The sequence below is a fragment of the Acinetobacter portensis genome, assembly GCF_009372215.1.
In the GTDB taxonomy this organism is placed as follows: Bacteria; Pseudomonadota; Gammaproteobacteria; order Pseudomonadales; family Moraxellaceae; genus Acinetobacter; species Acinetobacter portensis.
The window spans coordinates 1-11,400 of sequence record NZ_LWRV01000057.1; the positions used below are offsets into that span (position 1 = coordinate 1).

11 protein-coding genes and 1 pseudogene are annotated in these 11,400 nt (G+C 35.3%); 1 reads left to right on the plus strand and 11 read right to left on the minus strand.

The window, feature by feature from the left end; translation table 11 throughout:
• Positions 1 to 30: 30 nt before the first annotated feature.
• The 3 genes from fimA to A6M14_RS05940 form a co-directional block, all read right to left on the minus strand.
• A complete protein-coding gene (gene fimA, locus A6M14_RS05930; protein WP_152874077.1) occupies positions 31 to 582 on the minus strand; it encodes a type 1 fimbrial major subunit FimA in 552 nt (183 codons plus the stop codon).
• 779 nt (positions 583 to 1,361) lie between these two features.
• Positions 1,362 to 2,540 carry a hypothetical protein gene (locus A6M14_RS05935; RefSeq protein WP_228720279.1) on the minus strand — a complete coding sequence of 393 codons (1,179 nt, stop codon included), beginning with the start codon at positions 2,538 to 2,540 and terminating at the stop codon, positions 1,362 to 1,364.
• A 54-nt stretch (positions 2,541 to 2,594) separates the two neighbouring features.
• The gene (locus A6M14_RS05940; RefSeq protein WP_152874078.1) at positions 2,595 to 3,443 is read right to left on the minus strand and encodes an ABC transporter substrate-binding protein; all 849 of its coding nucleotides are present in this window, start codon (positions 3,441 to 3,443) and stop codon (positions 2,595 to 2,597) included.
• Positions 3,444 to 3,606: 163 nt separating this feature from the next.
• On the opposite strand from A6M14_RS05940, the gene A6M14_RS05945 reads away from it, so the two are divergent.
• On the plus strand, positions 3,607 to 4,332 hold the full coding sequence (locus A6M14_RS05945) for a class II aldolase and adducin N-terminal domain-containing protein (protein WP_152874079.1): 726 nt from the start codon (positions 3,607 to 3,609) through the stop codon (positions 4,330 to 4,332).
• Between the two features lie 90 nt (positions 4,333 to 4,422).
• Here the strand turns inward: A6M14_RS05945 and A6M14_RS05950 are convergent, their stop codons facing one another.
• The 8 genes and pseudogenes from A6M14_RS05950 to A6M14_RS05980 form a co-directional block, all read right to left on the minus strand.
• Positions 4,423 to 5,292, minus strand: coding sequence for a phytanoyl-CoA dioxygenase family protein (locus tag A6M14_RS05950; RefSeq protein WP_152874080.1), 870 nt, complete (start codon positions 5,290 to 5,292; stop codon positions 4,423 to 4,425).
• 24 nt (positions 5,293 to 5,316) lie between these two features.
• A complete protein-coding gene (locus tag A6M14_RS05955; protein ID WP_152874081.1) occupies positions 5,317 to 6,153 on the minus strand; it encodes an ABC transporter substrate-binding protein in 837 nt (278 codons plus the stop codon).
• A 180-nt stretch (positions 6,154 to 6,333) separates the two neighbouring features.
• Positions 6,334 to 7,095 (minus strand): amino acid ABC transporter ATP-binding protein, encoded by a 762-nt coding sequence (locus tag A6M14_RS14385; protein ID WP_378226774.1) that lies wholly within the window; start codon positions 7,093 to 7,095, stop codon positions 6,334 to 6,336.
• Positions 7,096 to 7,191: 96 nt separating this feature from the next.
• Positions 7,192 to 7,842 (minus strand): annotated as a pseudogene (locus tag A6M14_RS14390) (amino acid ABC transporter permease); the annotation flags it as partial.
• A gap of 252 nt (positions 7,843 to 8,094) precedes the next feature.
• On the minus strand, positions 8,095 to 9,231 hold the full coding sequence (argE, locus tag A6M14_RS05965) for an acetylornithine deacetylase (RefSeq protein WP_152874083.1): 1,137 nt from the start codon (positions 9,229 to 9,231) through the stop codon (positions 8,095 to 8,097).
• A gap of 4 nt (positions 9,232 to 9,235) precedes the next feature.
• Positions 9,236 to 10,216, minus strand: coding sequence for a LysR substrate-binding domain-containing protein (locus A6M14_RS05970; RefSeq protein WP_188110864.1), 981 nt, complete (start codon positions 10,214 to 10,216; stop codon positions 9,236 to 9,238).
• 32 nt (positions 10,217 to 10,248) lie between these two features.
• Positions 10,249 to 10,920, minus strand: a complete 672-nt coding sequence (locus A6M14_RS05975; protein WP_152874084.1) for a DUF1028 domain-containing protein — start codon at positions 10,918 to 10,920, stop codon at positions 10,249 to 10,251.
• Between the two features lie 23 nt (positions 10,921 to 10,943).
• The gene (locus A6M14_RS05980; protein ID WP_152874085.1) at positions 10,944 to 11,357 is read right to left on the minus strand and encodes a RidA family protein; all 414 of its coding nucleotides are present in this window, start codon (positions 11,355 to 11,357) and stop codon (positions 10,944 to 10,946) included.
• Between the last annotated feature and the right edge of the window lie 43 nt (positions 11,358 to 11,400).

The following is an 11,400-nucleotide window of genomic DNA, read 5'->3' on the forward strand; positions in this document are numbered from 1 at the left end:
AATTGATGACACGCCCTAGATAATGATTATTTATTCATACTTAACAACGAAAGTTGCATCAGCATTTGCTGTACCTGGAGTCGCTGTACCAGTAGATACATAACGTGCAGTAAAGTTAAGATCGTTATTACCTTCTAATAAAGTTTTAGGGTTAGAGAAATCCTTACCACTAAAACCTAAAATTTTAGATTTATCATCAGCAACTTCAATACCAACATTCTGTGCAGCTGTTGCATTAGTACCGCCAGCAGATACAGATAGTAGTTCTGGATTTACATCAGAAGTTTGACCATAAAAAGCAACAGCCGCTGTCGCCTGAACAGTAGGATCACAATCAACTAGTTGAATTTTAAACGGTACAGGTGTTGTTTTTTTACCAGCTTCTGCTAATGAAGCTGTGCGGTATTGACCTAACTCAACAGTTTGATTTGCAGATGCTGTGCTAACAGCACATGCTGCATTTACCAACTCACCCGTAAAATGCACAGTTCCACCATTAACGGTTATAGGATCAGCAGCAAATGCTGTAGCTGAACATAAAACTGTTGATAATAGAGTTAAATTTAATGCATTAATTTTCATAAGAATACCCTGTAATTATTAAAAAAATTGTTTACCAAACGGTCTACGCATAGTACTTACAAGAAGTTACTTACAGGGTAAAGTTGCGTTCAATAATCACACATAAAAAGTAAGGATTTGTTTTTTATGTAAAAATTACTTAATATATAATTTAAATAAACTACACTATATTTATAGGGTAATTATTATTTTAAGCATAAACACCACACATATCTCATAATATCTATATGTTTTTAAACAAGTTAATCAGTATAGATGGTTTTTTAAGCGAGGTTTTAACTCTAAAACCTAATATTTGATTTAGTTCTTTTTTTAAATTTCAATCGCAATATATGTCACATTTATGTAATAAACCCAGATTTACCACATAAATTCATTAAAAAGAGCTACCTATGAGTAATATTTTAGGTATAAAAGAAAATGAGGTTTGCAACTTCTTTTACAACCTATCCATTAACAATCGAGTGTTACATCAACTCAGAATACATCTAATATTTTTATGTTTTTAGTTGATTCTTACTCGAATTTAGATCACCACAACGCCCCTATTATTAGCTCTTCGCATAATGCATATTTAATTGAAAAACATTAGATTTAAAGTAATACAACAAAATCCAAGAAAACATGTATTGCATAGCTATATAGCGCTTTTTCCTAGCTCAATTATTTTCAGCATTAGGATTAAATTAGTGAATAGAGTTTTAAAATTCATACTTATAAAATAAAAACACCGCATAAATTTCTTTATGCGGTGTTTAAAGCTAAAACTAAATGAACACTTAGAAGCTATATGAAACTTGTAAATTCACCTGTTTATTTGTGCCTTTATCTCCACCAGAAGCATAAGCATCATCAAACCCTGATGCTGTACTTAACATCGCATCATTTTTACCTAGAATATATTCAGCATAGAATGTTAAGTCCTTATAACTTGCTGCTGCACCAATAATATTACGTGTAGACGTTGCATAGCCTTTTTCATCTTTATCGTAGCTGCTATACATCGCATAAGTGCTGATCGAGTCAAACTTACCTACATCTTTAAAGGTATAACTCACATCAGCTGTATAAAAAGTTCCTTTATTCGCAACCATGTAGTTATCATCAAATGATCCCATTAAAGATGATTTTGGATTAATCGGATCTTTATTATCTACATCATTTTGACCTACAGTTAAGCTAACTGCTAAATCGTTGTAAGCAAGGTTCCCAAATAGCGCCCAAGCTTTACGATCACCTGTTGCGTTGTACGTTTTATTATCAATATCTGAATACCAATAAGATGCGCCCACATTAGAACTTAAACCTTCGGGTAATCCACCAATATCTTGTTGCACACGAACAACAAACATATTCTTTTCATCTAAATGTGCATTGCCAGATGTATTAGGGTTTACATAATTTGATGAGTATCTGCTTGCATCTTTAGAAGAACCGCCATAGTTACCACCATCACCTACAAAATAAGCAAGTTCAACTTTGGTTCCTGAATCAAATTTACCCTGATATTTCAAACCTAAATTATGAACATCTTCTAGACCAATTTGGGTGATTATACCGCCATAGTTATTACTTTCCCAAAAACGACCTGGACCAAATGGTACAGCTTGTAAACCTGCTTGTACCAAGTGATTATCATTAAAGTTATAACCTGCATACGTATCTACAAGTGTAGAAAAATCACATAACTTATCAAACTGATAACAACGGTATTCAATATGTCCAAATATTTTTGGTGACTTATAGTCCACATTAATTTTAGCAGCATCAAAAGTTAATTTATGGTCGCTATCAGACCAGCTTTTATCTTGGTATTTAGCACGTAAAAAACCTGAAACTGAAAGTTCCCCCAAATCTGTTTCAGGATTACCAATTTTTAAATCTGCTGCTACAGCTGGAGTCCCCAAGCACCCTAAAACTACGAGTGCGATACATTTATTTAACGCATTTTTTTGCATAATGATGTTCTCATTTAAGAGCTGATTAAAAAACGATTAATTCGGTTGAATAAATTATTGAGGCATATACTTTTGCACTTCTTCATCGGATGGTGCTTGTAAGTTATATTTCGCGATGAGCTTGTCGTATTCACCCGATTTCTTCATTGCATCTAAGCCTGACTTCACTTTTTCAAGCATTTCAGCATTTCCTTTTGGTATCGCAATACCACCAAGCACAGGAAAGAACGGTTCTGTAGAACTAATTTGGATACGACCTTTCAGTTTATCTACCGTACTTTTCGCAACACTCGCATCGTCATAATGTGCATCTACCGCTTTTGCTAACAATGCTTGTACAGATTCAGGTGATGTATCAAATTCACGAACGGTAATTGCGCCTTTGCCTTTAGCAACACAACTTTCAGCAGACATTTCATGTAATTGTTTTGGGAACATTGAACCTTTTTGTGCTGAGATGGTTTTTCCGCATAAATCATCACGTGTTTTCGGTTGATAAGGTGAGTCTGAAAGTGCAATTAATGCTTCCGTTGTCATGTAATACGGAACCATGTCTACTTTTTCTAAACGCTCTTTTGTGATGTATAAAGCTGACATTACTAAATCAAATTTCTTCGCCTCTAAACCTGTAATTAAATTAGAAAAACGGCTGTCTACAAACTTGGCAGTTTCACCTGAATTAGCAAATATTCCATTCGCAATATCAATATCAAAACCAACAGGCTGATCATTTTCAATAGACTCAAATGGAGGGAAAGTCATATCACTACCAATTTGATAAACCTTTGCAGTCGTTTCCGTTTTATCTTCTGCTTTTGATTCAGTTTTTTCGCTACATGCAGTTAATCCCCAAACTAAACATACTGCTGCAACAAGCGGTTTCATCTTTAACATTGCATTCATTTTGAAACTCCCATGACACATTTTTAATTGGCTTAAAAATGTTATACGTGAGTTTTTTTCATAAAGTAATTTTGAATTTCCGTGCTAGTAATCTTAAAAAAGCGATGCAAACAAATAGCTAAAACAATTTAGAATTTTTATAAATTCCAATGAGATAACTTAAATGAAAAGTGAATCACAAATACGCATAGATTTAGCTGCAGCGCTTCGTTTAAGTGCAAAATTAGGTATGCATGAAGCCGTTGCAAACCACTTTAGTGCAGCAGTTTCGGAAGATGGGAAATCATTTTTATTGAACCCTAAATGGGTGCATTTTTCGAAGGTGAAAGCCAGTGACTTAATTTTGGTTCATGCCGATGATTCTGCAAGTTTTGAGAAAGGAAAAATTGATTCAACTGCTTGGGCTATTCATGGACAAATCCACAAATTACGTCCAGACATTAAAGTTATTATGCATTTACACCCTATTTATGCCACTGCACTTTCTTGTTTAAAAAATCCAACTTTACTACCTATTGAACAAAACAGCGCACGCTATTTCAATCGTGTTTCTTACGATTCAAACTATAGCGGAATGGCAGATCAGCTTGCAGAAGGTCAGCGTTTAGCAGCTTTATTAAAAGATAATACTCGCCTATTGATGGGCAATCATGGCGTACTGATTGGTTCACATGATATTGGTATTGCTTTTGATGATATGTACACTTTTGAACGTGCTAGCCAAATTTTAATAAATGCCTATTCAACAGGACAAACCTTGAATATTCTAGGTGATGATGTTGCTGAGAAAACCGCTCAAGATTGGGTAAAAATTGAAGATTTCAGCATTGCACATTTTGAAGAAATGAAAGATATTTTAGCCCAAGAAGACCCAAGTTTTATGAATTAATCTATTAATTTTTTTCATTCGATTAACATATAAAAAAGAGCTTCAATTGAAGCTCTTTTTCTTTATTTACTTTTTGTTGATCTACATTGGTTAAGCCATTTCTAAACCCGCTTGTTGCACAAAGAAAGATGCACCTTTTGGTTTTTGTGGAAGTCTTAATTGATTTTCAGACATACGCACTTGACCACTTTCCACACCATACACCAATTGTCCTTGATGTACGCTTGGTAATGGGTTATCTGACAATGCAACGGCATCTTCAGCAGCATAAACCGTAATAAATAAATAACGTGGCAGCTCTGTATTATTCGCACCCGATGCATGAAGTAAGCGTGTATGCATAAAGCAAACGGAACCCTCAGAACCTACACATGATACATATTTTTGGCACTTTTCAGCCTCTACAGTATCTTCTACTTTTCCTGTGAATCGTCCATCTTGCCAATGGTTATACAACTCACCTTTATGACTACCCGGAATCACTTGTAAAGGACCATTTTCAGCAGTCACCTCTCCCACCATGAGCAATGCAGTAATCATGTCGTCATTGGTATGTGGTGTGAATGGAAAGTCTTGATGCCATTTTACAGTTGTTGCCGTATGTGGAAGTTTTGCATTCACTTTACTATGATGAAAACGTGTTCCACTTCCACCAATAAGCTGACCTGCCATTTCCGCCATACTTGAGTGAATCGCTGTTTCAAAATAAGCATCTGAAATTTCTGTTGGAGAACTTACACGTCTTAATGATGGATGATCGGCACTATGGTCTGTTGGATCGACATCAAAGCGTGAACGACCATCAATTGTTTCGCCATATGCTTCTGTATAATCACGGCTTTCATCTACCCAAGATTCAAGTTGAGCTCTTAAGCCTAATAGTTCATCTTGGCTTAAAACATTTTCAACAACTAAAAAACCATCTTTATGAAATTGATCTATTTGTGTTTGGTTTAACATTTTAGTTTCCTTATCACTTCATCATTATTTATTCATCACAGCTTTAATGTCTTCATCTGTTGGTGCTTTTAAACCATAAGAAGCCAAGATTTTTTCGAAATCACCCGATGCTTTAATTTTGTTAATGCCATCTTCAATTAATTTATACGTCGCAGTATCACCTTTACGAATACCAATTCCCCCTACAGTTGGGAAAAATTCTTCAGTAGATGTGATTTTGACTTTTCCAGCTAAATGACTTTCTGCGGCTTTAAGCACAGCCGCATCGTCATATTGAATTTCTACAGCATGAGCAAGCAATGCTTGTGTTGTTTGTGGTGATGTTTCAAATTCACGAATGGTCATTGCAGGTTTCCCTTGAGCGACACAACGTTCTTTTGAAATTTCTTGTACTTGTGCAGAAAATGCCGTGCCTTTCATTGCACCAACTGTGCGACCACATAAATCGTTTGGTCCTTTTGGATCTAGCTTAGAATCGCTCAATACCAACAATGAAATATCCGTTTTGTAGTATGGGATCATGTCAATTTGTTCAAGACGTTCTTTGGTGATGTACATCGAGGAAAATAAAATATCGAATTTCTCACCTTTCAAACCTGGAATTAAGTTTGCCCAACGGGTGTCAATCCATTCAGGTTTATACGTGCCATCAACTTCCGCAATTTTTTCCATAATTTCAACGCTGACACCACTAGGTACACCATCTTTTAAAAACTCATACGGTGGAAATGTTAAGTCTGAACCTACAGTTACAGATTTTTTAGCAGTTGATTCGGTTGAAGCTGTTTCATCTTTTTTTGCACAAGCTGTTAAGAATAAGCTACCAACAAGAGCACCGACTAAAATTGATTTATTTTTCATTACATTTCCCCAAAGTTAAGTATTCATTTATTCTGTAATTAAAATATAGATGATTATTTTTAATAATCCGATTAGGATTTTTTAATGCAAAGCTTTATAAAAATAAAAATTATCCAAAGTACATCTTTATGAATATAAAAAAGCAGCCAAAATAGCTGCTTTTATTAAATATAGTTTTCATTACTCTTTCGAAATAAATCTTTGGAAACGTTCATTTTCTGATTTTTCCAATATTTCTGGAGCATCATTTAAAATAACATGACCACCTTCCATAAATACCACACGATCTGAAACTTTAAATGCAAAACGCATTTCATGTGTCACAATAATCATTGTTAAACCTTCACTTGCTAGCTCTTCAATAACTTTAAGTACTTCATTTACAAGCTCAGGATCGAGTGCCGAAGTTGGCTCATCAAATAAAATAATGGATGGTTGCATTGCCAAAGCACGGGCAATTGCAACACGTTGTTGTTGACCACCCGAAAGTTGATGCGGATATTTATTCGCATGTTGCTTCATGCCTACTTTTTCAAGCATCGCAAGTGCTGTAATTTTGCTGTCTAATACTGTTCCTAAGTTGTGGTACAAAGGCGCAAGCATCACGTTTTCTAAAATTGTTTTATGCGGAAATAAATTAAAGCTTTGGAAAACCATTCCCACGTGAATAATCTGCTTTTTGTATTCAGGTGAATGTTCTGTAATTTCCTGATCTTTTAAAAAGGGTTGCCCCAATAAGTTCACAGTTCCTTTATTTAAAGTTTCTAAACCATTTAAAGTACGAATAAGTGTTGTTTTTCCTGAACCTGATGGCCCAATAATTGAAATGACTTCGCCCCATTTTACTTTTAAATCTATGCCTTTAAGAACGTCTTGATTACCGTAAGATTTATGAATATCAATTGCTTCTAGCGCATACTTTCCAGCTTGATCTGTTGAAATTTCTTTACGTGCGCGTACCGATGCAATAGGAAGTTGATTCAATGGATCATTGTCTTCTAACAACCCGGGCTTACGGTTGGTAATATCAATCTTTCTTTCAAACCAACCCAGTAACCAACCAAATAAAGTCACAATTAAAACATAGTAAAACGCAACTGCAAGCATCGTTTCCATAACCAAAAAGTTTTGCGTATATAGGCGTTGTCCTACTAATAAAATTTCAGTTAAAGAAATAACAGAGACTAAAGATGTTAATTTCACAATTGAAACATATTCGTTTCCAAGTGCAGGTAATGCCACCCGAAATGCTTGTGGAATAACAATTAAACGCTGAATACCTGAGTATTTAATGCCTAATGCTTTACCTGCTTCAATTTGACCTTTATGAATTGCAGTTAAACCACCACGGTGAATTTCTGCAATATAAGCTGCCTCACTTAAAGTCATGGCAAGTAAACCCGCAATAAAAGGTGATGCTAAAACAATGCTCGATGCAGGGAAAATTTGTGGCAAATTATAGGTAAATACAAGTAAAACCAATAAAGGTAAGCTTCTAAAAAACCAAATATATAAATCACTTGCCCATGCTACAGCTTTGAATTTGGATTGTTTTGCAAATGCCAAGATAAACCCCAACACAATGCCAATCACCCAGACCAAAACACTAAGTTCAATTACTGTCCATGTTGCAAGCCAAAAACTTTTATGTGAAAACAAACTGAATGTGTATGCCCAATTAAAATCCATTCAAAACCTCACTTACATGATTCTTATCTCTTTCCTTTGTTATATCGGAATTTATATAAATAAGTAATTTTGAAAAATTGAGTCATTAATGTTGTTTTTTTTAAGCAATAAAAAAGACCAATATAATAATTGATCTTTAATTTAGTAAATAAAAATGCATTAAAATAATGCATAAATTAATTTATTTAAAAAAATATTTTTAAATATTTATACACACAAATTAATTAACATACAAATATTATTTTAAAATAATCATACTTGCAAACTAATTAATATCTTTTCTAAGAAAATATCACATTGATTCAGCTGATCTACCGCAACATACTCATTGGGTTTATGCGCTACAGCAATATCACCTGGCCCACAAACCACCACAGGACAATTCAGCGCACCTTGCAACAAACCACCTTCCGTACCAAAAGAAATATTTCCAATAGATGTACTTTCAGGCAATAGTTTCTGAATAAATTGAACAGCCTCAATGGTTGAAGATGTTTTTAATCCCGGATACTGATTAACCTCCTCCACATCAATATGAATTTGAAAATCTTGTTTAATATTTTCAATAATTTTCTGCTGAATATCTAAGCTATTATCTTGTGCTAAATGTCGAATTTCATAATCTACAACACATGAATTAGGCACAATATTTAATGCCGTTCCACCTGCAATTTTTCCTACATGTACAGTGGTGTAAGGAATGTCATAGCCTGAATCTTGTTGACCTTGTTCCCTTAAATATTGCTGAACATTTTGTAAAGATTCCACCAATTTACTTGCTACATGAATCGCATTAACGTAATTCGGTGCTAAAGCAGAATGCCCTTCTTCCCCACAACATTGTGCTCGAAATACAGTTTTTCCTTTATGTGCCAATGCAAGTTGCATCATGGTTGGTTCACCAATGACACACATAATTGGAGAAATAAGCGTTGATGCGAGTTGATCTAGAATTCTACGTACACCAATGCAACCAATCTCTTCATCATAAGAAATACATAAATGCAGTGGTCTTTTTAATTCAAGTTTAGAAGCTTTTAGCATTGTGATCACTGCACAGGCTAAAAAGCCTTTCATATCTGCTGTGCCACGTCCATAAATATTGCCATTTTTGTGAGTTGCTTCAAAAGCAGGTGTATCCCACTGTTGCCCTTCAATAGGGACAACATCTGAATGCCCCGATAAAATAATTCCCGCCTGATCTAATGGTCCAATACTTGCCAATAAATTTGCTTTGTTTTTTTCAGCATTAAAATTCAATTCGACTTGAATGCTATTTTGCTCAAATAATTCTTTAATAAATAAAATGAAATCTAAATTGCTCTTATATGATGTGGTATCGAATGCTATAAGTTTAGACAAGAGAGCAATACTATTAAAATCGTTCATAAATTTAAGCCTCCTCCACAACACGCTTCATACGAACATGCGGATCAAAGAAATGCGCATCTCCCATTCCAGGGATATATTGATTAGATAAAAATGCACGACAACGACTAATAAATGCTTGAGAAACCGTATTTAATGTTGCATTTTTAGCCGTCGCTAAACCTATTTTCATAGGACGATGCTCACCTGCAAGACGCAAACGCACAAGGCGCTTTCCATCTAAAGAATAATTGTTTTTCGGACGTACATTTAAAATGGTATATCCCAAATTATTAGCAACCATTGAACGTACAACATCAACATGACGAGATGAATGTGCCACTTTTGGGCTTAATTTATGATTTCGGAATAAAGAAATAAAATAATCATTACTAAATGGCATATCGAGTAATACCATTGGATGTTCTGCTAGCTCTTCTAAAGTCACCGCAACATTTTTCGCTAAGGGATGTGCTTCACTTACAAGAACATGCGCAGGCAAAACAGCTAAAGATTCAAAATTGATAAGATCGTGGTCAATATTTAAATCGTAAGTTAAAACAACATCTAACTCATTTCGAACCAAGCTATTGAGTAAAACTTGCTGATCATCTTCGCATAATTCTAAATTGACACTTTTATATAAATTCGTAAAACCATGAATAATTTCTGCATAAATCATCGGTGAAAATGCAGTAAAACATCCAAGCTTTAATGGACCACGAATTGATCCTGAAAAATCTGCTGCTAAAGAATATAAATTCCCAGCCTGACTTAAAATATATTTACATTCTTGCATCACTTTTTCGCCAATTGCCGTAACGCTTAACCCCTTAGCATGTTGGCGAATAAATAACTGAACCTGCAATTCAGATTCTATATGTGCAATTGCTGCTGAAATAGATGGCGAAGAAACGTGAATTTTCTCCGAAGCAATAATGATGCTACCGCTTTCTGCAGTAGCAACGAAATATTGCATTTGACGTAATGATATTCTGTTTAGCACTGTTGCATCCTTGATAAGCGCTTGATGAAGAATTATTCACTACCTGGTACACCATAGCTTGGAGAGCCTGATGGATTGAGCGCACGAACAACATAATCTTCAACTTGCGGTTCATAAACTTTCCAAAGTTGATATAAATCTTCAATTGGAGTTTCAGACCAATCAACTCGTAAATTAATGACAGGCCATTCCAGTTTATCGACAACTAAAAGACCTGCAGAATGAACTGGACCCGCTTCCCCACCTACGGCTAAACCTGCTTGTAGCGCAATCATCAAACGTTCAGCCAAACTTCCAGTTGCTTGATGAAAAGCATCTACCATTGCTTTTGGAACATCTTCATTTTCAAGAAGATTTCCTGCACCAACAGCATGCTCTCCTACGCACTGAGAATGAACACCTAATGTATACTCGCCACTAAATGCAGCAGGTTTTTCATCAGAATTAATCACAGATAGCTGACGATACTCAATAAAGTCAGTATTTTTGACCAATTCTGCAATAGATTCTTCTGGAGCCAGATCATACTTGGTCATATCTAGCAAAATGTTTGCCAAGTATGGATCTGTAATGTTCTGAGATGTAGCAACTCCCACTCCAGCTTTGGCTTGAATGCACCGTGCTGCAACAGCTGGAGAGGAAGAACTAATAGCTCCTCCAAATTGCCCCGTTTTATTGCAACGAGCAATAATTGAAAATGTCATAGGCAGTTTCCTTTTTTATTTAGTTAGTCTGGGATGACTGCTGTTGCATCAATTTCGACCAACCACTCAGGTCGAGCAAGTGCAGATACGACAATTCCTGTTGAAACTGGGAATACACCTTTAAGCCATTTACCTACAACACGGTAAACATCTTCACGGTAGCGAGGATCAATAATATAAATGGTGATTTTGCAAATATCTTCTAACTCGCCACCCGCTTCTTCGAGTAACATTTTGATGTTGTACATCGCTTGTTCGGCTTGACCTGCAACATCGCCAATGCACACGCTTTCTGAAGTATCTAGGTTTTGACCAATTTGACCACGTAAAAATACCGTACTACCACGAGCAACAACGGCTTGGCATAAATCGTTATCTAAGTTTTGTTCTGGATAAGTTACTTTTGTATTGAATGTTCTAATGCGTGTATGTTTCATTTGAGATGTTCCTCTGTTCGGTACAATCTCAGTATGAATTAAA

Excerpts from the sequence above, each read along its gene's own strand:
- fimA (WP_152874077.1), bottom strand. The coding sequence starts at position 582 with ATGAAAATTAATGCATTAAATTTAACTCTATTATCAACAGTTTTATGT.
- A6M14_RS05935 (WP_228720279.1), bottom strand. The coding sequence starts at position 2,540 with ATGCAAAAAAATGCGTTAAATAAATGTATCGCACTCGTAGTTTTAGGG.
- A6M14_RS05940 (WP_152874078.1), bottom strand. The coding sequence starts at position 3,443 with ATGAATGCAATGTTAAAGATGAAACCGCTTGTTGCAGCAGTATGTTTA.
- A6M14_RS05945 (WP_152874079.1), top strand. The coding sequence starts at position 3,607 with ATGAAAAGTGAATCACAAATACGCATAGATTTAGCTGCAGCGCTTCGT.
- A6M14_RS05950 (WP_152874080.1), bottom strand. The coding sequence starts at position 5,292 with ATGTTAAACCAAACACAAATAGATCAATTTCATAAAGATGGTTTTTTA.
- A6M14_RS05955 (WP_152874081.1), bottom strand. The coding sequence starts at position 6,153 with ATGAAAAATAAATCAATTTTAGTCGGTGCTCTTGTTGGTAGCTTATTC.
- argE (WP_152874083.1), bottom strand. The coding sequence starts at position 9,231 with ATGAACGATTTTAATAGTATTGCTCTCTTGTCTAAACTTATAGCATTC.
- A6M14_RS05975 (WP_152874084.1), bottom strand. The coding sequence starts at position 10,920 with ATGACATTTTCAATTATTGCTCGTTGCAATAAAACGGGGCAATTTGGA.
- A6M14_RS05980 (WP_152874085.1), bottom strand. The coding sequence starts at position 11,357 with ATGAAACATACACGCATTAGAACATTCAATACAAAAGTAACTTATCCA.